This window comes from Streptomyces tuirus (assembly GCF_014701095.1).
Taxonomy (GTDB): Bacteria; Actinomycetota; Actinomycetes; order Streptomycetales; family Streptomycetaceae; genus Streptomyces; species Streptomyces tuirus.
The window spans coordinates 3,157,534-3,181,163 of sequence record NZ_AP023439.1 but is presented as its reverse complement, the minus strand read 5'-3'; the positions used below and the strand labels follow the sequence as shown (position 1 = coordinate 3,181,163).

General features: G+C 70.6%; 19 protein-coding genes and 1 tRNA gene. 9 read left to right on the top strand and 11 right to left on the bottom strand.

Annotation, left to right across the window (positions count from 1 at the left end; genetic code table 11):
- Window positions 1-69: 69 nt before the first annotated feature.
- The gene (locus IGS69_RS14495) at window positions 70-666 is read left to right on the top strand and encodes a DUF7010 family protein (RefSeq protein ID WP_232543520.1); all 597 of its coding nucleotides are present in this window, start codon (window positions 70-72) and stop codon (window positions 664-666) included.
- Between the two features lie 111 nt (window positions 667-777).
- On the opposite strand, the gene IGS69_RS14490 is transcribed toward IGS69_RS14495, so the two are convergent.
- From IGS69_RS14490 to IGS69_RS14480, 3 genes are all read right to left on the bottom strand, one after another.
- Window positions 778-951, bottom strand: coding sequence for a thiazolylpeptide-type bacteriocin (locus IGS69_RS14490; protein ID WP_078615318.1), 174 nt, complete (start codon window positions 949-951; stop codon window positions 778-780).
- 34 nt (window positions 952-985) lie between these two features.
- Window positions 986-1,159 (bottom strand): thiazolylpeptide-type bacteriocin, encoded by a 174-nt coding sequence (locus tag IGS69_RS14485; RefSeq protein ID WP_078615318.1) that lies wholly within the window; start codon window positions 1,157-1,159, stop codon window positions 986-988.
- A gap of 163 nt (window positions 1,160-1,322) precedes the next feature.
- Complete coding sequence (locus IGS69_RS14480; protein ID WP_190899857.1) at window positions 1,323-2,900, bottom strand: SagB/ThcOx family dehydrogenase; 1,578 nt, start codon at window positions 2,898-2,900, stop codon at window positions 1,323-1,325.
- Between the two features lie 242 nt (window positions 2,901-3,142).
- On the opposite strand from IGS69_RS14480, the gene IGS69_RS14475 reads away from it, so the two are divergent.
- The 4 genes from IGS69_RS14475 to IGS69_RS14460 all read left to right on the top strand — a co-directional run bounded on the left by IGS69_RS14475 (window position 3,143) and on the right by IGS69_RS14460 (window position 8,872).
- Window positions 3,143-4,684 carry a multicopper oxidase family protein gene (locus IGS69_RS14475; RefSeq protein ID WP_190899855.1) on the top strand — a complete coding sequence of 514 codons (1,542 nt, stop codon included), beginning with the start codon at window positions 3,143-3,145 and terminating at the stop codon, window positions 4,682-4,684.
- 114 nt (window positions 4,685-4,798) lie between these two features.
- Window positions 4,799-6,808, top strand: coding sequence for a class I adenylate-forming enzyme family protein (locus IGS69_RS14470; RefSeq protein WP_269783171.1), 2,010 nt, complete (start codon window positions 4,799-4,801; stop codon window positions 6,806-6,808).
- Complete coding sequence (locus IGS69_RS14465; RefSeq protein WP_190899853.1) at window positions 6,805-7,785, top strand: 2-amino-3,7-dideoxy-D-threo-hept-6-ulosonate synthase; 981 nt, start codon at window positions 6,805-6,807, stop codon at window positions 7,783-7,785. The genes IGS69_RS14470 and IGS69_RS14465 overlap by 4 nt, the downstream gene beginning before the upstream one ends.
- Window positions 7,757-8,872, top strand: coding sequence for a 3-dehydroquinate synthase II (locus tag IGS69_RS14460; protein ID WP_190899851.1), 1,116 nt, complete (start codon window positions 7,757-7,759; stop codon window positions 8,870-8,872). Before IGS69_RS14465 ends, IGS69_RS14460 begins: the two co-directional genes overlap by 29 nt.
- Before the next feature lie 365 nt (window positions 8,873-9,237).
- On the opposite strand, the gene IGS69_RS14455 is transcribed toward IGS69_RS14460, so the two are convergent.
- Window positions 9,238-9,843 (bottom strand): response regulator transcription factor, encoded by a 606-nt coding sequence (locus tag IGS69_RS14455; RefSeq protein WP_031104995.1) that lies wholly within the window; start codon window positions 9,841-9,843, stop codon window positions 9,238-9,240.
- A gap of 63 nt (window positions 9,844-9,906) precedes the next feature.
- A complete protein-coding gene (locus tag IGS69_RS14450; protein ID WP_232543519.1) occupies window positions 9,907-10,425 on the bottom strand; it encodes a hypothetical protein in 519 nt (172 codons plus the stop codon).
- A gap of 160 nt (window positions 10,426-10,585) precedes the next feature.
- Between IGS69_RS14450 and IGS69_RS14445 the strand changes: the two genes are divergently transcribed.
- The gene (locus IGS69_RS14445) at window positions 10,586-11,572 is read left to right on the top strand and encodes a helix-turn-helix domain-containing protein (RefSeq protein WP_190899849.1); all 987 of its coding nucleotides are present in this window, start codon (window positions 10,586-10,588) and stop codon (window positions 11,570-11,572) included.
- A 179-nt stretch (window positions 11,573-11,751) separates the two neighbouring features.
- Here IGS69_RS14445 and IGS69_RS14440 read toward each other — a convergent pair whose 3' ends face one another.
- Together IGS69_RS14440 and IGS69_RS14435 are read right to left on the bottom strand one after the other, a co-directional pair.
- Window positions 11,752-12,090, bottom strand: coding sequence for a hypothetical protein (locus IGS69_RS14440; protein ID WP_190899847.1), 339 nt, complete (start codon window positions 12,088-12,090; stop codon window positions 11,752-11,754).
- Window positions 12,091-12,422: 332 nt separating this feature from the next.
- On the bottom strand, window positions 12,423-12,782 hold the full coding sequence (locus tag IGS69_RS14435; protein WP_190899845.1) for a DUF805 domain-containing protein: 360 nt from the start codon (window positions 12,780-12,782) through the stop codon (window positions 12,423-12,425).
- A gap of 497 nt (window positions 12,783-13,279) precedes the next feature.
- Between IGS69_RS14435 and IGS69_RS14430 the strand changes: the two genes are divergently transcribed.
- Window positions 13,280-14,350: an NADH:flavin oxidoreductase/NADH oxidase gene (locus IGS69_RS14430; protein ID WP_190899843.1), complete on the top strand. Its 1,071-nt coding sequence runs from the start codon at window positions 13,280-13,282 to the stop codon at window positions 14,348-14,350.
- 70 nt (window positions 14,351-14,420) lie between these two features.
- Window positions 14,421-14,807 carry a TraR/DksA family transcriptional regulator gene (locus IGS69_RS14425; RefSeq protein WP_190904497.1) on the top strand — a complete coding sequence of 129 codons (387 nt, stop codon included), beginning with the start codon at window positions 14,421-14,423 and terminating at the stop codon, window positions 14,805-14,807.
- Between the two features lie 960 nt (window positions 14,808-15,767).
- Here IGS69_RS14425 and IGS69_RS14420 read toward each other — a convergent pair.
- Window positions 15,768-18,503 (bottom strand): P-loop NTPase, encoded by a 2,736-nt coding sequence (locus tag IGS69_RS14420; RefSeq protein ID WP_190899841.1) that lies wholly within the window; start codon window positions 18,501-18,503, stop codon window positions 15,768-15,770.
- 167 nt (window positions 18,504-18,670) lie between these two features.
- Here IGS69_RS14420 and IGS69_RS14415 point away from each other — a divergent pair, with 167 nt between their 5' ends.
- Window positions 18,671-19,717 carry a macro domain-containing protein gene (locus tag IGS69_RS14415; protein ID WP_190899839.1) on the top strand — a complete coding sequence of 349 codons (1,047 nt, stop codon included), beginning with the start codon at window positions 18,671-18,673 and terminating at the stop codon, window positions 19,715-19,717.
- 212 nt (window positions 19,718-19,929) lie between these two features.
- Here the strand turns inward: IGS69_RS14415 and IGS69_RS14410 are convergent.
- The 3 genes from IGS69_RS14410 to IGS69_RS14400 form a co-directional block, all read right to left on the bottom strand.
- Window positions 19,930-20,002, bottom strand: a tRNA-Arg gene (locus tag IGS69_RS14410).
- A 92-nt stretch (window positions 20,003-20,094) separates the two neighbouring features.
- The gene (locus tag IGS69_RS14405) at window positions 20,095-21,885 is read right to left on the bottom strand and encodes an IclR family transcriptional regulator domain-containing protein (protein ID WP_190899837.1); all 1,791 of its coding nucleotides are present in this window, start codon (window positions 21,883-21,885) and stop codon (window positions 20,095-20,097) included.
- 95 nt (window positions 21,886-21,980) lie between these two features.
- Complete coding sequence (locus tag IGS69_RS14400; protein ID WP_385863098.1) at window positions 21,981-23,318, bottom strand: M6 family metalloprotease domain-containing protein; 1,338 nt, start codon at window positions 23,316-23,318, stop codon at window positions 21,981-21,983.
- Window positions 23,319-23,630 lie beyond the last annotated feature (312 nt).

Genomic DNA, 23,630 nt, shown 5'->3' with positions numbered 1-23,630 from the left:
CATCCGAGGGTGCCGGTGAACTGGCCGGAAACCGCCAAGAAGGCAGGTCGGCCGGTGTACTCTCCGCGAGTGACATCTACGTCCCCCACAACGCCCCCCACCCCGTCCGCCTCGGACGCCGAGTGCCTCGCCCTCACCCGCAACCTGCGCCGCCGAGGCGTGGCCGTGCTCTCCGTGTTCGGCCTGATGTGGGCCGTGGCGGCGGCCTCCGGGACCGGCTCGGCGACGGATGTCGCGCCGCTCGCCATCGAGGTGGCGGCGCTGCTGATCACCGCGGCGGCGATCTACCTGGGGTACCGCAAGGACGCCGCGCCCTCGCCCCGGATGGTGGACCTTCCGGCCAACTGGGCGCGCGGCGTGGGCATCGTCAACACCGTCGAGCTGGCGGCCATCTTCGCCGTCATCGCCGCGTCCAACGCCGCGGGCCGGCCCGAGGTCATCCCCGCGGGCATCGCCCTCGTCGTGGGCCTGCACTTCTTCCCGCTCGCCCGGCTGTACGACCAGTGGCAGTACCGGTGGACGGCGTCGCTGCTGACCGTCGTCGCGGTCGCCGGGTTCGTGCTCGTCGCGGCCGGCGTCGCGAGCGAGACCGTGCGGATCGTGGTGGGCCTGGGCAGCGCGGTGGTGCTGTGGGCCTCGTCGTACCACCTGGCCCTGCGCGGCTGACTCTCGCCGTTCGCGTGACGAACTGAACGCAAGGATGTGCCCGACCGGCCGAGGCCGGACAGGCGCATCCTTGATGCGTTCAGGCTGTGGTGCTTACGCCCTGACGCTGGTTCAGCAGGCCGAGCAGGTGCTGGACGAGGAGGACGAGGTGCCGATCGAGCCGCTGGAGGCGCCCATCTCCGGCAGGGCGACGCCGTCGGTGACCTCGAGGGTCTCCAGCTCGTCCGCGTCGAAGCCCTCGAACGCCTTGTCCGCGTCCTGGTTCTTGATGTCCTTGGCGGTCATGTCGAAATCCTTCCGAAGATCCGGGGTGAGTGGTTCAGCAGGCCGAGCAGGTGCTGGACGAGGAGGACGAGGTGCCGATCGAGCCGCTGGAGGCGCCCATCTCCGGCAGGGCGACGCCGTCGGTGACCTCGAGGGTCTCCAGCTCGTCCGCGTCGAAGCCCTCGAACGCCTTGTCCGCGTCCTGGTTCTTGATGTCCTTGGCGGTCATGTCGCATTCCTTTCGTCGAGGCCGTCGATTCCGTCACCGGAAATCCCGGCCGTGAATTCCTGGTCGCCTTCCGGGATTTGTTTCGTTCCCGTCCGGCTCTGACATCCATATTGCTCGGGCCATCACCCCGGCGCCAGGGTTCGCGACCGCCGGCTGACATTTATCACGGGGCGGATGACTTTTCACCGACGCCCGGCTTTCCGGGGCCGTCGAGCGGAATTGCCCAGTCAGGGCTGTTCACCATGTGCCATTCCTCGCCCGGGTCCGCGGGCAGCTCGGTGCCGCCGGCGGGCGTACCCAGCAGGAAGTCGCCCACGGACGACTCCTGGAGGTAGTCCAGGCCCAGCACCCGGGCCGACAGGTCGGCGTCGCCGTTGCCCAGACCGCAGGGCGCCAGGCCCATCGCCGTGGCCACCAGGTACATGGTCTGGTAGAGCACCCCGGTGTGCCGCAGCGTCGTGGCGTAGGCCATCGCCCGGTACTTCCACGCCATCCGCTGGAACCGCGACGTCACCGTGAACAGCACGTCCGGGTGGACGTCGAAGCCCACCGAGCGGGACGCCACCCCCAGCAGCGCCCGCCGGTCCGCCTCCTCGGCGCTGACCAGGACCAGGCGGTGCGCGAAGGAGTCGTAGTGGTAGACGCCCGGTTCCAGCCCGTCACAGCGCAGCACGGTGACGTACAGCTCCAGTTCGTACAGCGAGCCGCCGCTCGGGTACGGCCGTGAGACGACCTCGTCCTCACCCGGGGAGTCCGCGCCCGGGGTGCGGTGGACGCGTACGCGCTGCACCCGGTACAGGAACTCGCCCAGCTCGCGCGCCGTCAACGCCCGCTCCCCGAAGGTTCGGTGGGAGCGGCGCGACTCGATGGCGGCGGTCAGCGACGGGTCGGCGGCGTCGAGGTCGGCGCGGCGCGGGCGGTACAGCTCGGTCACCGGGCCGGGCGGCGCGGGCTTCACGGCGGGCAGCGGGTCGATCTCGCCCCGGTAGGGGTAGACGGCCCCGAAGACGCCGTCGTAGCGCCCGGAGCGCACCCGCGAGTGGAACAGCAGATCGTGGAAGTCCCACTGCCGCAGCACCGGTTCGCCGTCCGAGGGGAAGGTGCCGTCCGGGCCGGCGATCTCGGCGAAGCCCAGACCGACCAGGTGGGACAGGACGTCCAGGGTCTCCGCCTCGCTCAGCCCGGTGACCTCCCCGGCGCTCCCGGCCCGGCCCGGCTGCCCCAGGGCGGCGACGAGTTCACGCGCCGCCCGGTCGACCAGCACCGCGCGGAACTTCGCCAGCGGTGACTCCAGGACGAGCACGCCCTCGCGCGTACGGCAGAACGCGAACCGGGAGAGGCGGACGCGGTCGACGGCGGCCACGTCCGCGACCCGGTGCCCGGCATCCCGCGCGGTCGGCTCCAGCCGCAGCGACTCCCGTCGCAGCGGCGGCTCGTCATGCGTCAGCACGCTGTACGCCAGCAGCTGCCCGGCCCGCTCCAGCAGGGCGTCGGCCCGCTCCCGGCCGACCGCGTCGAGACCCTCGTACAACTCCTCCCGCGGCAGCGGCCCCTCGGCCAGCCGGAGCAGGACCGTACGCAACGGGCCGCGCACCGGGCGCAGGGCGAGGGAGGTGACGGGCCCCCTGAGCAGCGCCGTGTGGGTGCCGTCGTCGAATGTCACCCGCACATCGGTGCGCAGCGCCCGGGCGGCGGGCGCGGGGGGTTTCTCGGTGATCGCTTTCGTGCCTGCGGGATTCATCGGGCCTCCGGTGCTCGACTCGCGTGGGCGGACCTGTCGAAATCCACTCTGCGGCCCGCTACACCGGCTCCCCCCTCGCCGGCCGCACCGAATGACAGTCGCCATTCCCGCTCGTGACCGGGGTCATGGAATGCATGACAGATGACAGGGGCGGACTTCAATCGCTCGGACATTCGGCACCCGACGCGCATCCTCGGAACAGGAATTCTCCCCGCACCTCACCGACAGAGAAGGAAAACCTCGTGTTCAGTCGTCGACATGCGATACGTCTCGGCCTCAGCACCGGCGCCGTCGGCGCGGTCGGCGCGGCGGGCGGGGTCTTCCGGACGCTCACCGCCGGACAGCCGGCCGCGGCCGCCGGACAGTCCGCCACGGCCGCCGGACACTCAGCCGCGGCCGCCGGCGCGGCGGCCGGGAAGGCCGCACCGGCCGGCGCGGCAGCCGCCCCGGTCGAACCCTTCTCGCTGCCCCTGACGACCCCGCCGGTCCTGGCCCCCTACCGCCGCACCAAGAGCGCGGACTTCTACCGGATCACCATGCGCCGCGCCGGCGTGGAGATCCTGCCGGGCACCCGCACCGACGCCCTGACCTACAACGGCTCGTTCACGGGCCCCACCATCCGCGCCCGCACCGGCCGGACCACCGTCGTCCAGCAGGTCAACGCGCTGGACATGCCGACCTCGGTGCACCTGCACGGCGGCAACAACCCGGTGGCGCACGACGGCGGGATGATGGACACCATCGCCCCCGGCCGGCGGCGCACCTACGTCTACGAGAACAAGCAGCCCGGCGCGACCCTGTGGACGCACGACCACGCGCACCACATGGAGTCCGAGCACGTCTACCGCGGCCTGTCGGGCCTCTACCTGCTGCGCGACCCCGCCGAGGACCGGCTGGGCCTGCCGTCCGGGAAGTACGACATCCCGCTGGTGCTGCGCGACGCGCACTTCGACGCGGGCGCCCAGATGGTCTACACGATGGACGACGCGGAGAACCGCACGACCATCCTGGTCAACGGCCGCCCCTGGCCCTACCTCAAGGTCGAGGCCCGCAAGTACCGCTTCCGGCTGGTCAACTCCTGCAACCTGCGCATCTTCGTCCTCGCTCTGTCCGACGGCTCGGCCACCCAGCACCCCGTGCGGCAGATCGGCACCGACGGCGGCCTGCTCGCCGCGCCCGCCGAGACGCCCGTGCTGGTCCTGTCCCCGGGCGAGCGCATCGACTTCGTCGTCGACTTCTCGAAGTACGCGCCCGGCACCAAGCTCACCCTCGCCAACATGCTGGGCCCCGGCCCGACCGAACTCGTCGGCCAGGTCATGCGGTTCGACGTCGGCGAGCGCACCGCCGACTCCAGCACAGTCCCGGACACCCTCGCCACGCTGCCGGCCCTGGCCAAGCCGACCGTGGAGCGCAGCTTCGAGCTCTCCATGGACGAGCCCGGCTCCGGCGGCCACCAGGCCTACATCAACGGCAAGACCTTCGACCCCGACCGCATCGACACCCACATCGAGTGGGGCAGCACCGAGGTGTGGACGGTCACCAACAAGAGCGCCACCGTGCCGCACAACTTCCATACGCATCTGGTGCAGTTCCGCATTCTCGAACGGGACGGCCAGCCGCCCTATCCGGCGGAGACCGGCTGGAAGGACACCGTGCTGCTCTTCCCCGGCCAGACGGCGAAACTCCAGCTCACCTTCGATTCGCACCGCGGTGTCTATCCGTACCACTGCCACATGATCGACCACAGCGCCATGGGAATGATGGCGCAGATGAAGATCGCCTGATTTCCGGAAACGTGGCTAGCGAAAGGCGTTTCGCAATTCCCGGAAACGTTCCCCGCGAAAACCATTTCGCCATTCCCGGAAACATCTCCTGATCAGTCGATTGAGAGGAGGACCATGACCACCGAAGCCATTCCCCGCCCCTATGCGCGCCGCGTCCTCGCGGCGCTGGGCAGGGACCCGACCCGCATCGTCCTGCACCGGCCGGAACGCACGGTGACGGCAGGCGAGTTGCGCGCGTCCGTCCTGGGCAGCGCGGCGCTCCTGCACTCCCACGGCGTCCGCCCCGGCACCACCGTCGCCATCCTGACCGGACCCAACCACCCGCTGATGCTCAGCGCCCGCTACGCCGTCCATCTGCTCGGCGCCACCTCCGTCTACGTCCGCTCGATGAACCCGCGCACCGACACCGAGACCTTCTCGGTCGCCACCCAGACCGGGCTCCTGCGTGACCTCGGGGTGTCGCTGCTGCTCGTGGACGACACCGACGAGGAGAGCACGGCCCGCGGCCGATGGCTGGCGCGGCGCCGGCCCGGCCTGACCGTGCGGGCAATCCCGCGCACGGCGGACGGGCACGACACCGTGCCACCGGCCCCGCCGCCGCGCCCCGACGACCTGGCCGTCGTCGACTTCACCAGCGGCAGCACCGGCCGGCCCAAGATGGTCGCCCAGCGCTACGGCACCCGCGAACACCTCGTCCACCGGCTGGCCTCCGGCCTCGACCCCCGGGGTCCGGCGACCCTGCTGTCGGTCACACCGGTCAGCCACACGACGGCCCCCATGGCCGACGCCGTGCTGTGCGGAGGCGGCACGATCGTCCTGCACGACGAGTTCGACGCCGACGCGACCCTGACGGCCATCGCCGAACTTGGCGTGACGGACGTCTACCTGGCGGTGCCCCACCTGTACCGTCTGCTCGACCACCCCCTGGTCACGTCGTTCGACCTGTCCTCGCTGCGCCGCATCACCTACAGCGGCACACCGGCCGCCCCCGAGCGGGTCCGGCAGGCCGTCCGGGTCTTCGGCGACGTCCTCATCCAGGTGTACGGCACCACGGAGGCGGGCGGCATCAGCAGCCTCACCCCGCTCGACCACCGGGAACCCGAACTGCTGGGCTCGGCCGGCCGGCCCTTCCCCTGGGTGCGCGTGGAGATCCGGGCAGCGGACTCCGGCGCCCCGCTGGGCCGCGGCCGGACCGGCGAGATCTGGATCAACTCACCCACCGTGTCCGCCGGTTACCTCGACGACCCGGAGCTGACCCGAGCGACCTACCGGGACGGCTGGCTGCGCACCGGCGACCTCGGGCACTGGGACCGCTACGGCTACCTCCGGCTCGACGGCCGGGTCGGCGACGTCATCAAGCACGGCGGCCTCAAGCTCGACCCGGCCGCCATCGAGGCGGCGCTGCTCCGGCATCCGCAGGTGCGGCAGGCGGCGGTGTTCGGCGTACGCGACGAGGACCTGGTCGAGCAGGTCCATGCCGCCGTCGAACTGCACTCCGGCGCCGGCCACACCTCCTGCGACCTGCGCGGCTACGTCGCCGCGACGCTCACCCCGGAACACGCCCCGGTCGGCGTCTCGGTCTGGCCCGAGCTCCCCCTGACACCGTCCGGCAAACCGGACCGGGCCAGATTGCGAGAGGTCACCGCACCGGTGCGGGCCCGGCCTGGGGGGTCGGGGGTGTCGCCGGTGGGGGCCTGGCCTGGGGAGGCGGAGGCGCCGCCTGTGGGGGCCCGGCCTGGTGGGTCGGGTGCGCCGCCGGTGGGGACTTGGCCCGGTGGGTCGGGGGCGCCGCCGGTTCGGGCCTGGCCCGGTGCGGAGGGGCCGCCGGTTCGGGCCTGGCCCGGTGCGGAGGGGCCGCCGCCGGTGGGGGGCCGGCCCGGTGCGTCGGAGGCGCCGCCGGTAGGGGCCCGGCCTGGGGGGTCGAAGCCGCCGCCTGCAGGGACCTGGCCTGGTGGGTCGGGGGCGCCGCCGCCGGTGCGGGCCCGGCCCGGTGGGGAGGGGCCGTCCGCCGAGCCGCGTGGCACCGGTCCGCCCGACCCCGGCGGCTCCGCCGGACCAGACGCCCGCCGGGCCACCGACCGGCGTACGCGTACCGATCCGCGCAACAGAAAGGGCATCCCATGACCGCATTCGGCCACTTCGCCAGGTCACTGAGGCTGCGGCGGCTCTACCGCCACAGCACGGCAGGCCTGATGATCACCCCTCTCGACCACTCGATCAGCGACGGGCCCGTCGCTCCCAAGGGCACCAGCCTCGACCACCTCGCCGGGCAGCTCGCCGCCGGCGGCGCGGACGCGGTCGTCGTGCACAAGGGCAGCGTCCGGCACATCAGCCCGGAGCGGTTCGCCGCGATGTCGCTGATCATCCATCTCAACGCGTCCACCAGCCAGGCGCTCGACCCCGACGCCAAGTACGTGGTGACGCAGGTCGAGGAGGCCCTCCGGCTCGGCGCGGACGCGGTGAGCGTCCACGTCAACGTCGGCTCGGACGACGAGCGGCAGCAGATCGGCGACCTCGGACGGATCGCCGACGCCTGCGACCGGTGGAACCTGCCGCTGCTCGCCATGGTGTACCCGCGCGGCCCCCGGGTCACCGACCCGCGCGACCCGGACCTGGTGGCGCACGCCGTCACCGTCGCCTCCGACCTGGGCGCGGACCTGGTCAAGACCGTCTTCCTCGGCTCGACCGCGGAGATGCTCGACCTGACCGCGGCCTGCCCGGTGCCCGTACTCGTCGCGGGCGGTCCCGCGATGCCCACCGAGGAGGACGTACTGGCCTACGTCCGGGCCGCCCTGGCCGGCGGCGCGGGCGGGGTGGCGATGGGCCGCAACATCTTCCAGGCCTCCGACCCCCGGCAGCTCGCCGCCAAGGTCGCCCGGCTGATCCACCACTTCCCGGAGCAGCACTTCGCCCCGCTGGCCTTCCCGGCCGACGCCCACCGGGCCGAGCGGCTGACCCCCGATCACCTGGACGCCCCGGACCACCTCGGCGCGCCCGGCGCCCCGCTCGACCACGACACGCACCACCTCTCCGACCCTTCGTACTCCTCACACCCGACAGGAGGTCCGCATCATGACGGACGCAAAACTGTGCTGGCTTGACATCCGAGGCGCCGGCACCGCGACCCAGGCCGTCCTCGAAGAGGCCCTGCACCAGCGCATCGACGGCATCGTCGCCGCCGACCCGGCCGCCTTCGCCGGTCTGCCGCCCACCGTCCGCAAGGTCCTGCTCTTCGAGGACGGGCTCGACGCCGTCCCCGCCGACCTCGGCGCCGCCGACCTGGTCGTCGTCCCGGGCCCCCGCGAGGAGCGGGCGGCGCTCCAGGAGGCCCACCCGGACGTCGAGTTCGGCCGCCACGTGGAGATCGTCGACGCCGACACCCTGGAGGACGCCTGCCTCGCGGCCCGCCTGGAGCCGTGGAGCGTGCTCGACTTCCGCGACCCCACCAAGATCCCGCTGGAGATCGTGATCGCCGCAGCCACCGGCGCCCCCGGCTCCATCATCACCACCGCGTCCAACACCGAGGAGGCCGAGATCGTGTACGGCGTCCTGGAACTGGGCTCGGACGGCGTCCTGATGCGGGCCAACACCGTCGGCGACGCCACCGCCCTGCGCACCGCCGCCAGCGCCCGCGGCGGCGAGATCGACCTGGTCGAACTCACCGTCACGCGCACCACGCACATCGGCATGGGGGAGCGGGCCTGCGTCGACACCACGACCCACTTCCGCAAGGACGAGGGCATCCTCGTCGGCTCGCACTCCAAGGGCATGGTGCTGTGCGTCAGCGAGACCCACCCGCTGCCGTACATGCCGACCCGCCCCTTCCGGGTCAACGCCGGCGCCCTGCACTCGTACACCGTCTCGCAGGCCGGCCGCACCCACTACCTCAGCGAACTCCACGCCGGCAGCAAGGTGCTGGCCGTCGACGTCAAGGGCCGCACCCGGCCCGTCAGCGTCGGCCGCGTCAAGATCGAGACCCGTCCGCTGATCTCCATCGACGCGGTCGCCCCGAGCGGGCAGACGGTCAACCTGATCCTCCAGGACGACTGGCACGTCCGCGTCCTCGGCCCGAACGCCGCCGTCCTCAACTCCACGGAGCTGAAGCCCGGCGACACCATTCTCGGGCACCTGCCCACGGCCGACCGTCATGTCGGCTACCCCATCGACGAGTTCTGCCTGGAGAAGTGACCCCGGCACCACACCGCACACCCACCGCCGCAGCGACCGCACCAGCACGCCCAGCGCTCGCCCGGCACCAACGCCCCGCCCCGGCACCCGTCGTGCCGGGGCCGGCGCGCGTCCACCCATGGCCGACGCCGCACACTCGGCAGGCGCCGCGCACATGGCCGGCGCCACCCACATGCTCGCCGCCGCACGCATGGCCGGCGCCACCCACATGCTCGCCGCCGCGCGCATGGCCGGTGCCGTGCACTCGGCTGGTGCCGCGCACACGGTCGGCGTCGCCCACACGGCCCGCGCCGCCAGCGTCGCCCGCACCACCCGCGGCGCCGCTGCCCGCACCACCAGCGCCGCCCCCACCGCCCCCACCGCCCTCACAACAGCCCGTGTTCCCCGGCGATCCTCGCCGCGTCGAACCGGTTGCGGCCGCCGAGCTTCTTGATCGCGGCGGACGTCAGATTCCGCACCGTGCCCGCCGCCAGATACAGCTCGCCCGCGATCTCCTTCACCGTCGCCCCGCCGGCCGTCAGCCGCAGCACGTCCATCTCCCGGGTGCTCAGCGACAGTTCACCGACGGAGACCGGCCGCAGCAGCGACGGGTCGACGGTCAGGCAGCCGCCCGCGACGCCCATCAGCGTCGTGACGAGCTGGGGGAGCCGGGCGTTCTTCGGTACGACGCCCAGCGCGCCGGCCGCCACGGCCCGGTCCACCACCGACGACGTCGCCGCCCCGACCATCAGAGCGACCCCGCACCGGGGATGCCGGCTGCGCACATCGGTGGCGACGCGCAGCGCCTTCCCACCCATCGTGGACTCACCCAGCAGCAACACCGTCGGCCGGTGCCGCTCCACGGCCGGCTGCACGGAGTCGTACGACGTGGCCAGGCCGACGACCTCCAGCCCGTCGACGCCGTTGAGCGTCTCGGCGAAGGCCTCCAGCACGAGTTGGTGATCACCAGCGAGGACTATGCGAATCGACATGCTCGACCCCCGTTCGGCAGGACTAAGGCAAAAGACAGCGAAAAACATGACAGGCGGTGTCCGTCAGCCGGAGGGCGTGCGCCACCGCTCGTGCAGCCGCACCAGCCGCTCCACCACCGCCTGGGCCGCCTCCTCCAGGCCGACGCCCTCCTGGCCCACGTCGACCTCGATGTGCTCGGCGCCGGCCGGCAGCGAGGCCGCGACGACACCCGCCAGCACACGGAACGCCGAACCCAGTACCTCGCCTCCGCTTGCGGACGGCACGACCACGACACTGGCGGTGACCGGCCCGAGGTCGGCGGCGATCTGGCCGGTCAGCGCGCCGAAGCTCTCCGGCCGTTCCACATCGGCCTGATACGGCAGTGCGACCAGCCCGATTCCGGCCAGTTCCTTGCACAGGAACGCCGCGTTGGTGGCGGCGTCGTCGTCGCGCCCCGGATGCCCGGCGCCGACCACGGCGACCGCGGCACCCAGCGCGCACAGCTGACTGGTGACCCGCCGCCCGACGCCGGTGGTGGCGTCTACGACGAGCACGACACAGCCCTGCAACGGCGGTGGTACATGTGCGACTGTGTGCGACACCGGAACTCCTGAGCGGGTAACGTGGCCAATATGTGAACGATCTACGGGGGATCTTCGCCCGACGTGCGACGGCTCCCCGTGCCGCGCCTCCGCTCTCGAGCCGGCGCGGCGGTCCGGTCCAGACATGTGGTTCACATGTGGTTCAAGGGGGAGACGCCACGTGGACGACGTATCGCCGCTCGATCAGCAGACCCTCGCGGTGTACCGCGCGATCCTGTTCCACAAGCAGCATGATCCGGACAAGCTGGCCGAGCTCCTCGACATCGGTCCCGACGACGTGCACGCGGCCCTCATGCGCCTGTCGGACCTGTCCCTGCTCGCTCCGTCGGGAGACTCACCCGGCTCACTGCGCGCGGTGAACCCCTCGCTCGGCCTGAAGGTGCTGCTCCAGCGGGAACAGGACGAACTGGCCTGGCGGCAGCAGCGCATCGAGCAGAACCGTGCGGCACTCGCCGCGCTCGCCGCCGAGTACACGGCGTCGGGCGGGTCCGGCTCGGACGGCACCGAACAGCTCGACAACGTCGACGAGATCCGCATCCGGCTGGAGGCCCTCGCCGAGTCGTGCCAGCAGGAGTCCCTCGTCTTCCACCCCGTCGGCGGGCTGACCAAGGAGGCCATCGAGGCGTCCCGGCCGCTGAACGAACGGGCGCTCGCCCGGGGCGTACGGTTCCGCTCGATCTACCTCGACAGTGCCGTCAACGACCGGGTGACGAGGTCCCACGCGCAGTGGATGGCGGAGCACAACAGCGAGATCCGCACGTCGCCGACCCTGCCGATGCGGCTGCTCATCATCGACACGACCGCGGCGATCGTGGCCAACCTGCCCGGCCAGACGGGCCCCGCGGCGCTGATGTTCCACAGCCGGCCGGTGGTGCTCGCCATGCGGGCCCTGTTCGAGGCCTACTGGGAACACGCGACGCCGTTCCATCAGCACCCCTCGCCCGACGACGACCCGCAGGGCCTCACCCCGCAGGAGCGCAAACTCCTGCAGCTCCTCGCCACCGGCCTCACCGACGAGGCGGTGGCCCGGGCCCTCGGCATCGGCGTCCGCACCGAACGCCGCATCATGGCCGAGCTGATGGAGCGCCTGGGTGCCTCCAGCCGCTTCGAGGCGGGGGTCCAGGCGGCCCGCCGCCAGTGGATCTGACGGCGATTCATGTCCTGACCGTCGGGAGGACGGGGCGCCGCGGTCGCCGTAACCGGCGGTGTGATCGCGGTCGCCGTAACCGGTGGTGTCACCGCGGTCGCCGTAACCGGTGCTGTCACCGCGGGCGATGCAACCGGTGGTGTGACCGCGGTCGCCGGAACCGTCGTGGTCGGGCGAGATCACCGCTCGCCCACCGGACCCGGCTGCCAGGTGAAGTCGTCGGGGCCCTCGGCCGGCGACTGGTGCCAGGTGAAGTCGTCACGGTTGTGCAGCGGGCCCGGCGGCGTCCAGGTGAAGTCGTCGGCGCCCAGGGGCAGCGGCGTCCAGGTGAAGTCGTCGGGGGTGCCCGGCAGATGGGGCAGCACGATGTCGCCCGAGATCCCGGCCTGCGCGCTGACGGCCGAGCCGGACGCCTGCTGGCCGGCGGCCTGAGCCGGCGCCGCCCAGGCGAGCGTGGCGAGCACGGCAGAACCGACGACGACGGCGGCGGCGGAACAACGCTTGGTGATGCGGATCATTTCTGGTCTCCGTTCCCTGCGTGAGTCAGGACCTCTTGCGACGATGCGCATGGAGCCAGTGGTGCTTCAGCTCCCCCGGACCGTTCCGCGTTCCCCGCGCTTCCCGGCCACTGAGAAGAGAGAACCATCCCGGCGACCCCGCTGTCCGCATCCGGCCACGTCAGGAAGCTGCCTGGCAGGGAGTTGCACTCCAGCCCCTGACGCGGGCGTGTCCGCAAGCTGCCGCACGAGCGGGACACGCTTTGCGGCTGGCCCAACTCTTATGAGAACGGTCATGCATGGTGGCCTGTCATTCCCCGCGGGGACGGCAGGCCACCTTGAGTGAGGGAAGGTCAGGCAGCCGCGGCGGCCAGCTTCGGGTTCGGGCCGTACCCGTTCGCTTCCGGCTTGCTGTCGCTGGCCAGGAAGACCAGGAGGACAATCGCGCCCACCAGCGGGATCAGGGCGATGAGCAGCCACCAGCCGGAGCGCTCGGTGTCGTGGAGGCGGCGGACCGCAACCGCGAGGCTCGGGAGCAGGACGGCGAGCTCGTAAATCATGGCGATGACGCCGGTGCCGAGGGTGCTGATGTCGATGACCATCAGTACGACATAGATGAGCGAGCTGATGAGCGTGAACATCCAGTACTCCTGGCGGCGGGCGCGGCCGCTGAAGGTGGCGTACTTCTTGAGGACGTCGATGTACCAGTGCATGGGTCCCCCCAGGGACAAGAGCGGTGGGGCCTGTCCGAAAGAAACAAGCCAGCGCGGAATGTAGATGGGCTTGATTTCAACTGTCAAAAAGTTATCGGGCAGCGGCCGATCAGTGATCACAACGAGGTGAATTGAGGCCAACTTCCCTTACTTTGTCCGTGAGTCCGTGACCTCAGCGTGCTCTGACCAGCGCAGCTGTCCCGGAGCCCATGTCCCGGAGCCAACCGGCCCATCAGCGTGGCTACCGTTCTCGACCCGGGCCGCACTCGCTGCGGCCCAGGACCTTGGCCCCGCCGCGTCAGGGAGAGGGGGGGGCTGACCGCCACGTGCCCGGACATCCGCTCGGGGTGAGCACGCCTGAACCGGTGGTGTGTGCCACGAGCGGCCGGGGTACTCGGGGGTGCACCCACCGTGCGGGGCGCCCCGCAGGAACCAGGTCGTCACGGCTCGACGGCTGCGGGGCACCCGGCCTCCCACAACCCCCTGAGAGGCCTCCGATGAGCCGTCTCTTCTCGCCGCTCACCCTCCGTGGCACGACCTTCCCGAACCGGGCCTGGGTCGCCCCCATGTGCCAGTACAGCTCGGTCGACGGCTATCCGCAGGACTGGCATCTGGTCCATCTCGGCTCCCTGGCACGCGGCGGGTCCGGCCTGGTCATGCAGGAGGCCACGGCAGTGGAACCCGAGGGCCGGATCACCCCTTCCGACGCCGGCATCTGGGAGGACGGGCAGGCAGCCGCGTACAAGCGGATCACCGACTTCGTCCACGGGCAGGGGGCCCTCGCCGGCATCCAGATCTCCCATGCCGGCCGCAAGGCGTCGACGGCACCGCCCTGGGAGGGTGACATGTACGTCGGACCGGAGGCCGGAGGATGGCAGACGGTCGCACCGTCACCGCTGCCCTTCGGCGACTGGCCGGCCCCGCGGGAGCTCGGCGCGGACGACATCCGCGCACTGGTCCGGGCCTTCGGTGAGGCCGCCGCGCGGGCGCTGTCCGCCGGTTTCGAGGTCCTGGAGATCCACGCCGCGCACGGCTATCTGCTGCACCAGTTCCTGTCACCGCTCTCCAACCACCGCAGCGACGAGTACGGAGGCGATCTCGACGGGCGCAGCCGTTTCCTGGTCCAGGTCACCGACGCCGTACGGGCGCAGTGGCCGGAGGACCGCCCGCTGTTCGTACGCTTCTCGGCCACGGACTGGGCCGACGGCGGCTGGACCCCGGAGGAGACGGTCGAGCTGTCGCGGCACCTGGTGACCCACGGCGTCGATCTGGTGGACATCACCAGCGGCGGGCTCGTCCACAACGCCCGCATCGAAGTCGAGCCCGGCTACCAGGTGCCCTTCGCCCGAACCGTCCGCGAGGGCGCGGCCCTGCCCGTCTCCGCGGTCGGCCTGATCACCGCACCGGAGCAGGCCGACCAGATCCTCGTGGACCGCTCGGCCGACGCGATCATGCTCGCGCGCGAACTGCTGCGCAACCCGACCTGGCCGCTGCACGCGGCCCACGTGCTCGGTGACGACGTCCCGTGGCCGAAGCAGTACCAGCGTGGCCGCCCACGTCATCGCTGAAGCAGAAGCCGAAGCCGTCGTCGCCCGAGCACCCGGGAATTCGGCGCAAGACAATGAGGTTTCTTCCGATATGAGCGATGAAAGCACCGATGCCGCTTTCGCCGCGCCCCAGGGCGAGTCGATACGGGCGCTGCTAGCGGCCGACCGTGTCGGCACACTGCAGCAGATATCCGCCCTCAGCCGTGAGTTCGAAGGGATCGTCGAGGCGAACGCACTGGTGGCCATTGACGACGAGCACGACCCGGAGGGCGCGAGCACGGCCTTCGAGCGACAACACGTCGCCGCCCTGCTGTCCCAGGCGCGCGAGCATCTGAACGATCTCGATCGCGCCCTGGAACGGCTGGAGAGAGGCGACTACGGGCGCTGCGAGCAATGCGGTGAGCCGATCCCGACGGAGCGCCTCGAAGTGCGCCCGGCAGCAAAAACATGCGTGCGCTGCGCGTCCGTAGCTCGTTGAAGGGCGCCCAGTCGAGGACGCGACATATCGTCCTGCCTAAACTCGGAGTGCGGGTGGATGCAGAGTTCCTCCGTCGGCGGCCGTTCATCATCTGACCTTCACCCGGGCTGATCAGGAGAAGACACGGCCTGGCTCATCGGAGATGGTGGAGGAGTGCTCCCGGGAGCGTCGGGGGAGATCCCCTGAACAGCGGTAGCGACAGTACATGGCCACCACACCTGGTCTTTGAAGGGCCGGGGCGGGAGGTGCCCTCGCTCGCCCACCGGGCTCGTGGGGACCGCGGGTGTGCCGTGCTCTGCGCCGGCCGTCACGAGCAGGGCTGCGGAGACGGGGCGCAAAGTCGGCGTGTACGTCTGTGCAGGTCATCGCGCCCGTGGTGCCTATCGGGACACGAAGCGGATCGACACCACGTGGGGGCCGCTCGCCGGACAAGCTTCAAGACGCCAACTGGAGCAGCTCGGGCAGTGGTGGCGCACTACAAGCCGGACATCAACCCACGCCGTAACGGCTGGTCGTTTTGGGTGCTCGATTACGGATCCGGCGAGTTCCTGCAGTCCATCCGGTACTCGACATGAGTTCGCGGCAGGCGATCTGCTGAGCGTCTTCCGTCCGTACATAGACGCCTGGATGGTGACGCCGGCGTAGTGGCACGCGTGTGGCACGGCGCCTGGAATGCCGAGAGGCCAGCTTGGGGTATCCCTCCTGAGCCGACCTTTCTCTCTGTGCCCCAGGCAGGATTCGAACCTGCGACACCCGCTGTAGGAGTGGGATTGGACCCTTGCCGGGTGGTGCTGGACGCTGCAGTCAGCGCTGTTTCTCCTGGTCAGCGTCACGGTCGCTGAGTGCTCGGTCCTGCCTGTGACGGCCCGTGCAGGACAGTCCGCTCACGCATCGCGCACGCACGAAGCCCCCATCCTGAGGCGCAGCCGCAGCACGTTGTCAGGCCGGACCCCGTACGGGTCACCGGCTGGCCGACCTGCGGGGGCCGTCGGCCAGGCGGCGCAGGGTGTCGAGGGACAGGATCCCATGCGTCTCGATCGCGATCCCGGTCGTCTGGACCGCCTGCGAAGCGGCTTTGTCGAACATCGTCGCGAGTCGGCCGCAGAGCTTGACTGTCGACAGCTGCCACAGGTCATGGTGTGCCGGCAGGCGGTACCGGTTCAGGTACTTCAAAGCGTCCTCCTCGCCGCGGACGCGCTCCAGCAAGATGGAGCAGAGGGCGGGGGCGTCCTTGGTGGCTGCGTCGCCGGTCTGGGCGTACAGGGCCGCGGCCGAGCTGGCGAGACTCACCAGCGCGTAGCCTGCCCGGTCCTCGTCGAGCGCGTAGCCGAGTCGATCGTCCAGCGCGAGTGCCGCCAGACCGGCCGACGTCTGAGCCGCTCCTTCGTCCCGGAGCGAGATCGAGAACTCCACCAGGAACGCCCTGACCGCCCCGCGGTAGTCGACGTAATCCCTCAGTCGCGGCGCGAGTCCCCTGGCGTAGGCACTGGCCCGCTGCCTCCCCTCTAGGCGGAGCGCCCGCAGCAGGGACACCCGCGACTCCAGGACCTGGTGGCCGGTGCCCTTCACCGCCCCAGTGGCCGCCCACACTGACTGGGGGACCGACAGGGAGCGGGACAGCAAGTAGGCGTCGCGATAGCCCTCGAGCGTCGAGGCCTTCTTCACTAGGCGCTCCCCGCCAGCCTGGCCCACGAGCTCGTAGACCTTCTCGGCGGCTCCTTCCCTGTGCAGGTAGTTGACCACCGTCGCGGCGATCGACGGGTGCCGGCTGTAAACGCGGTTGCCGGCGAAGGTCACTGCGGCCTCCCGGCCAAGCGTCTGAAGGATCTTCCCGTCGGCGAAGACGGGGTCGAGCCCCGCCATGGCCGCGATCACTGACCGACTGGCCCCCTTGCCGAGATTGCCGTCCTTGTCGAGTGTGTGCTGCATCACACAAATGCCCCCGAAGACGTCGCCGAGGTCGACAGAGTCGGTCAGCTTGATCTCGTGCAGCTTGCGTACCAAATCTTCTACACGGGCGCCCAGATCCGCCCCGTACCGGACGTCGAGAACCGCTCCGAAGAGCGTGTTGCTCTTGGCGGCCATGGCTCCTGCCGACGTTGCGAGGCGCTCCGCGACGGTATTGACCTCTTGGTCTCCGTCTGGCAGCAGTCCGAGCCCTTGCCAAGTCAGGGCGATCGTCCTGGCGTCGTCTTCAGTGATGCCGTGGAACAGGACGTCGTCGATCCATCGTCGCAGTGTCGAACCGGCGCCCTGCCACCACAGCCGGTCATGACTGGCAAGTAGAAAGGCGATGCCCGATCCCTCGGCCGCCCAGACGTCCTTCGTGGACACCATGTCGTCCATGATCAAGTCGGCCTCGTCGACGCAGATAAGGGTCTTCCCGGCCGAACGGACGTCATTCAGCCACTCCTCGGTCAATACCGGCGCGCCCGGTTCCCGCCAGAGCACGTTCCACTCCGGTCGCGAGCCCGCCACCGCGTGCGCCACCTGGCGCAGGGCCAGTGACTTGCCCTCGCCGAGTGGACCGATGGCCACCGCGCCGCCGCCACCACCGACCCGCAGGCATTCGACCACCCTCTGCTCCAGGGAGACCGTCGCGCTCAGGACAGGCCAGCGGCCCGGCGCGGCGTCCGCCCACACTGGCTGGCTGCCTTCGGCGAAGGCCCCCGGCTGGTACGAGGCCGAGTCGACCAAAACTCGCGGCACCCGTGAGTACCCGAATGGAGAGGAGGTCTCCTCGGCCTCCGTCTCGTTTCGCTCCAGGTCGTCGGTGAACAGCTCGTGCCCGTCCACGCCGAGGTAGAGGGTGAAACCAGGCGCACCCACGAACTCTCCGATGACGCTGCTCGTCACAGTGGCTGCATCCGTCTCGTACGCCGCCCAGAGCACCTCAGCCTGTAGCAGATCGGTCTTGTTGAGGACCCGGCTGCGCAGGCTCTTCATGAAGCCGTCGAGCCACCCGCTGTAGCCCACCACGAGTACGACCGAATTCGTGAGTAGCTCCTTCAGCACATCGTCCAGCCCGGGGCGCTCGGACGTAATCCTCGTCGGTACGTTGCTTGTCGCCATGCCGGTCCAGTAGCCGTGGATGTGCAGCACGGGCTGGGCGATGGCTTCCTTCAGCTGCTGTGGCGTGGGGGTGGTATCGGTCGGGATGGGGATCGGGTCCGAAGGAACACCGGCCTGACGGAGGGCGATCTCGATCAGCGGGTCGAAATTCGTGGTGATGATCGGACCTCGCACCCGCCCACTCAGCGACGCGAAGAACTTCGCAAACCGCTGGTAACCGCGGGGAATACGCCAGTTACCCGTCTTCACGTACTCCCGGCATCGCTCCTCGTCCCGGGCGATCTCCGCCACGTCCTTCTCGGGCACGTCCGGGCATGCCTGGAGCACAGCCGTCCGGATCGCCCGCATGACGGTGTGCTCGCCTGCCTGCCTGGTCAAGACGGCGGCCGCGTTCTGGTACTTGACACCGGGGTCCGGGGCATCTGCGACGGTCGCGTCGAACCTGGCCAGGCCCGCCTTTGGCACATGTGCCCGGAAGATGTCCGTGAGTTGGGGGACGTTGGGGAGGACCTCGTTGCTGATCCCCGAACCGAAGACGGTGACAAGACGACGGTCGGCTTCGTCGGCCAAGACTTGGAGGCGGATCTTGAGGTCGGAGATGTCACCGAAGTCGATGGGATTCATGAACCGATCCAACCACTGCGGCTGGGGAGACGCATACTTTCCGTCACGCTCACCGCTGCACGCCGATTTTGAGCCAACTCTGAATGGCGTTAGTTAACCGATCATCGAGAGGACGGCGACACTTATGATCGATCCGCGTCGGGTCCGAGGCAGAGGGGACGCCACCGTTGAGTCCGTTCCAGCTCTCCACCACCGCGGTCCTCACCGCCGCCGGCATCGCCCTACAGATCTGGTCGTCCGCACCGAGTCGGGCCGAGCGGCAGTACGCTCTCCAACTCCCGTCCGTCCTGCTGTACTCCCTCGCCGCGGCGCTTTTCCTGTTCTCGGTCTTCCCGGAATCGCTGACAGAAGGTAGGGCGCTGGGGTTCGGGCTCAGCGGTGCGGCGGGATTTGCGGCATTTTTCATGCTGATCTCCTTCACTTGGCTCGCCAGGACCCGTGGACGGGACGAGCTGACCTCCCAGTTGAAGAAGGCCCAGCGCGAGAACGCTGGCTTGCGGCGGCAGTTGGCGGGTGAACGCTCCTTGGGAGAAGGCCCGCGCCCGCTCGCGCAGTCCACGCGGTACGACGTCCCCCTGCGCGGCAGCAGGCGCCACCGGATCGGAGTGGTGACCGGAAATCTCGCGAATGTGATTGGCATCGACGTCTGGGTCAATTCAGAGAACACCCGCATGGAGATGTCCCGCGTCGACGAGCCGACCGTTTCCGCAGCGATCCGCTACCACGGGGGCCGCCGAGACGGCGCCGGGCATTTGGTCGACGACGCCATCGCCGAGGAACTTGCCGATCAGATGGACGGCCGGCAGCACGTGTCGGCCGGCCAGGTGCTGGTGACCGGGTCGGGTGAGCTGTTGGAGAGCCATCAGGTCCGGAAGATCGTGCATGTTGCCGCGGTCGAGGGGGAACCCGGCTCCGGATACCGCCAGGTGATGGACCTGGGGCGGTGCGCCCGCAACATCCTGGCTGAGGTTGACCGGCTCACTGTGGCTGGGGAGCCACTGCGCTCCGTCGTCCTGCCATTGCTGGGAACCGGCGGAGGCAACAGCGATCTGCGCCGTACGGTGGACACCCTGCTGGCGGCCACCGTGAGCTACTTCGAAGCCCACCCGGCGTCCCGCATCCGGGTGCTGTATCTGTTGGCTTACACAGACGTGCAGGAGGCCGCATGCCGGACTGCCCTGGACTCGTGTCCCGAGCTCTCGACGGGGGCTTGATCTCCTTACCGTGGTTTCAGTGAAGCCCGCATCAGGCCCTCCAAGCGGTCGACCAGCTTCTCGTACCGGCGCCGGCCCAACTCGTCGTTCACGGGCGTCTCACACAGTTCCCCGCCTTTGCCCGCAGAGCCATGTGTGCCATATGTGTGCCGCGAGGACGAAGGCCCTCCCGTCCGACGGACGGAAGGGCCTCTGGCCAGGTGTTTTCTCTGTGCCCCCGGCAGGATTCGAACCTGCGACACCCGCTTTAGGAGAGCGGTGCTCTATCCCCTGAGCTACGAAGGCAGTGGCAGTGGCGCCGCGAGCAGCGTCGTGCCTGTGGTCTGGGAGGACCACAGGCGTCAGCGTACCGGATGTGGGTCGGGCGGGTGTGGGGGTCAGGTCAGGGGGACGTGGGTGAAGCGGGCCGCTGTGTGGAGGTCTGTCTGGATGCGGGCCGCCGTGGCCGTCAGTTCGGGGACCAGGTCCGTCACGCACTCACTCGGGGTGCGGCGGCTCGCGTGCATCGCCGTGTTCAGGGCCGCCACCACCCGGCCCGAGCGGTCGCGGATCGGGACCGCGATCGAGCGGAGGCCCTCTTCCAGTTCCTCGTCCACCAGGGCGTAGCCCTGCGTGCGGACCGAGGCCAGGGCCTGCGCCAGCGTCTGCTTGTCAGAGATCGTGTGGGCCGTCAGCGCCGGGAGGTCCTCGGCCCCCCGGATTCCCTCGGGTGCGTCCGCCAGCAGCACCCTGCCCAGTGCCGTCGCGTACGCCGGCAGCCGCGTGCCGACCGTGATGTTCACGCTCATCACCCGGGCCGTCGACACCCGGGCCGTGTACTGGATCTCCTCGCCGGAGTCCGACAGCACCGCCAGTGACGTCGACTCGTGGATGCGGGACGTCAGGTCGGCCAGGTGGGGCTGGGCGATCTCGGGGAGGGACGTGCGGGACAGGGGAGGGAAGCCGAGGGAGAGGACCCGGGGGGTGAGGGAGAAGGTGCGGCCTGCCGCGGCCACCAGGCCCAGGTGCTCGTAGGTGATCAGGGCCCGGCGGGCCGTCGCCCGGGCCAGGCCCGTCGCCTGGGACACGTCCGTGAGGGTCAGCTCCGGCCTGCCCTCGCCGAAGGCCGTGAGGATCGTCAGGCCCCGGGCCAGGGACTCGATGAACTCGCGGCCCAGTTGCTGCTTGGACGCGCCGGTCCACAGGGCCAGGTCCGACGGGGGCGGGCCGGGCTCGGTGGGCGGGGCGGCGTGGAGTTCGCGTTCCATCGCCCGCACCGCGGACCGCAACTTCGGCAGCAGGGTCGTCCGCAGGTTGCGCGCGGTGTGGCGGCTCGTGTGGCTGACCACGCTCGCCACGCTCGCGATCCGGCCGCCCGGGCCGGGGGAGCGGACCGGTACCGAGATCGCCACCAAGCCCGGCTCGATGAGCTGGTCGTCCAGCGACCAGCCGTGCGTCGACGCCTCCCGCGTGCGGTGTTCGAACGTCTCGTCGTCCTCCGCGTCCCCTTCGTACGTGCGGGGCGGTACGGCCGTGAAGGACAGGTCCCTCGGGTCCGCCGCCCTGCGCTCACGCCAGCGTTGCCAGTCCGCTGCCGTCCACTGGGTCGCGAACAGCGGGCCGGGGGCGGTGCGTTCAGCGGGGAGCAGGTCGCCGATGCGGAAGCTGAGGGACATCGCGCGGCGGCGGGTCGCCTGGTGGATGAAGCGGATGCCGTCGCGGTCGGCGACCGCCAGGGAGACCGACTCGTCCAGTTCGTCGGCCAGGGCCTCCGCATGCGGGGCGAGCAGGGCGGGCAGGCGCAGGGCCGACATGTAGGCGTTGCCCAGTTCCATCAGGCGGGGGGACAGGTGGACGTCCCGGCCGTCGAAACGGACGTAGCCCATGCGGGCGAGCGTGGCCGTGATGCGGTCGACCGTGGAGCGGGCCAGGCCGCTCGCGCGTTCCAGGCCGCTCAGGCTCAGCGTGCCGCCCGCCTCCGTCAGCTCCCGCAGCACCGCGATGCCGCGGATCAGGGGAGTGACCGCCTCCGCGGGGGCTCCTCCCTCCGCGCCCGAGACTGCCGTCCCAACGGCCCGGTCACCCCTCCGCGTGGTCGACCCGGTCGTTTCCCCGACCCGTTGCGGCGCCTTCTCGGCGGCCGGTGGGGTGGACCCCTCCGGGGTCTCGGGCGTGCGCTTCGCTGGCATCGGCTCTCCGGTACGGCGCTCGCGACGGTCGCGGCAGGCCCACCGTAATCCGGAATCGGTGGCCCGACGGCCAGGAGGGGATCCCACCCTCCCCTCTACTCCCTCGTCACCCGCACCCGGTAACCCCCCTCCACACCCGCTCCCGCCGCCCCCGCCCCCACGCCCGCGACCTCGATCGTGATGCCGTTCGCCGCGTCGCGGAACGTCTCCCCGGGCGTGAACGGCGCGTCCGACAGCTCCGCGTGGACGTTCGGCGCGCGCGTGCAGCCGCCGCTGTCACGGCGGGCGTCCTGGACGGTGACCGGGCCCATGCCCGTGTCCACCTCGGCGTCGACCTTGTAGATCAGGACGCCGGGACGGCAGACGGCCTCGTCGTTGCCGGCGCGGGTGCGCAGTTCGAGGGCGTAGCCGGTTCTGCTGTCCAGGGGGACGAAGACGAGCTTGGAGCCGCCGGCGAGCGCCAGGGGCGTCAGGGTGTACTCCGTGGTGCCGCGGGACGCCGCGCAGTGGACCTGGGCGGCGTCGAGCCAGCCCAGCTTCCACTTGTGCCAGCCGAGGAAGTCGTTGTTGGCGCCCCAGTCCTCGCTCATGATGTCCCAGTGGCCGACCGCGCCCCCGCCCTCCGCGGTGTACAGGTCGGGCAGGCCGAAGACGTGGCCGTTCTCGTGGGGGAGGACGCGGTAGCCGGTGCGGTCGTAGGAGCCCGAGCCGTCGTCCTGGCGGGAGTAGACGAACGAGGCGTTGGCCACGGGTACGCCGTCGGCCCTGGGTGCCTCCGGGTTGCCGGCGAAGGTGACGGACAGGACGGTGTCCAGGGCGGAGGGGCCGGCGTTGGGGGTCACCAGGACGTTCAGCAGGTCGTACGCGCGGAAGTCCACCTTCGGGTCGGCCGCGGACACGAGGTCCTGGACCAGCGCGCGGTAGCCGGGGTCGAACGGGGCCCCGCGCTCTATGCCGTACTCCCGGAAGGACTTCGGCATCCGCAGCCACCCAGGGATGGGGGTCTCGGGGCGGTAGTCGAGACGGCCGTAGGAGCTGGTGCGGAACCACTCGCGGGTCTGCGGAAAGAACTCGTGGTAGCGGTCCTGGGCGTCGCCCTGGCCGGGGGCGTCGGAGAAGTCGACCATCAGGGTGAGGGCGCGGACGGTGCCGGTGGAGCGGCTGTAGCCGGTGGAGGTGGGGATGCCCTCGGACATCTGGACCTCGCGGGCGCCGCGGATCATGCAGGGGCCGTGCTCGGCGGTGTGGGAGAGGGTGATCGGGCCCGCGCCCGCCGTACTGGTGCCCGGGGAGAGACGGCCCGTTCCGGCCGAGGTGCTGACCGTGAAGGTCAGGGCGGTCACGCAGGCCAGCGCGGCCAGCCGGCGCCTGGGTATCCGGCCGCCGGGCGGACCCGTGCCGTCCGGGTGGGGGCGCCGGGGCCGTGGCTGTATGCAAGGGACCTGCAAGGGACCTCCCGCGCCACGGCAGCCTCCCGGTTCCCGGCTGCACCCTTGCGATCACCCTGCGTCGCGAGGTGGGGGGACGCCCGCTGGAAGAGACCGATCGTGGGTTTCCCGTCAGTAGCGGTCCCGAGGCGTTTCGGGAGATTGTGAGCCAGGTCACAAATAATTTCCGCGGGAGCGGGAAATACCGGGGACCCACTCCCCGTTTAGCCATGTGTGGATCGAAACGGGGACCCGCTCCCCGGATCGGACCGCGAGACAGCGTCAAGTGCCACACACCTTCAACCATCTTCAACACCG

Bases quoted from the DNA above. Each gene is read 5' to 3' on its own strand.
- IGS69_RS14420 (WP_190899841.1), bottom strand. From the start codon at position 18,503: ATGAATCCCATCGACTTCGGTGACATCTCCGACCTCAAGATCCGCCTC.
- IGS69_RS14440 (WP_190899847.1), bottom strand. From the start codon at position 12,090: ATGATCCGCATCACCAAGCGTTGTTCCGCCGCCGCCGTCGTCGTCGGT.
- IGS69_RS14405 (WP_190899837.1), bottom strand. From the start codon at position 21,885: ATGCCAGCGAAGCGCACGCCCGAGACCCCGGAGGGGTCCACCCCACCG.
- IGS69_RS14425 (WP_190904497.1), top strand. From the start codon at position 14,421: ATGAGCGATGAAAGCACCGATGCCGCTTTCGCCGCGCCCCAGGGCGAG.
- IGS69_RS14455 (WP_031104995.1), bottom strand. From the start codon at position 9,843: ATGTCGATTCGCATAGTCCTCGCTGGTGATCACCAACTCGTGCTGGAG.
- IGS69_RS14470 (WP_269783171.1), top strand. From the start codon at position 4,799: ATGACCACCGAAGCCATTCCCCGCCCCTATGCGCGCCGCGTCCTCGCG.
- IGS69_RS14430 (WP_190899843.1), top strand. From the start codon at position 13,280: ATGAGCCGTCTCTTCTCGCCGCTCACCCTCCGTGGCACGACCTTCCCG.
- IGS69_RS14435 (WP_190899845.1), bottom strand. From the start codon at position 12,782: ATGCACTGGTACATCGACGTCCTCAAGAAGTACGCCACCTTCAGCGGC.
- IGS69_RS14485 (WP_078615318.1), bottom strand. From the start codon at position 1,159: ATGACCGCCAAGGACATCAAGAACCAGGACGCGGACAAGGCGTTCGAG.
- IGS69_RS14490 (WP_078615318.1), bottom strand. From the start codon at position 951: ATGACCGCCAAGGACATCAAGAACCAGGACGCGGACAAGGCGTTCGAG.
- IGS69_RS14465 (WP_190899853.1), top strand. From the start codon at position 6,805: ATGACCGCATTCGGCCACTTCGCCAGGTCACTGAGGCTGCGGCGGCTC.
- IGS69_RS14480 (WP_190899857.1), bottom strand. From the start codon at position 2,900: ATGAATCCCGCAGGCACGAAAGCGATCACCGAGAAACCCCCCGCGCCC.
- IGS69_RS14460 (WP_190899851.1), top strand. From the start codon at position 7,757: ATGACGGACGCAAAACTGTGCTGGCTTGACATCCGAGGCGCCGGCACC.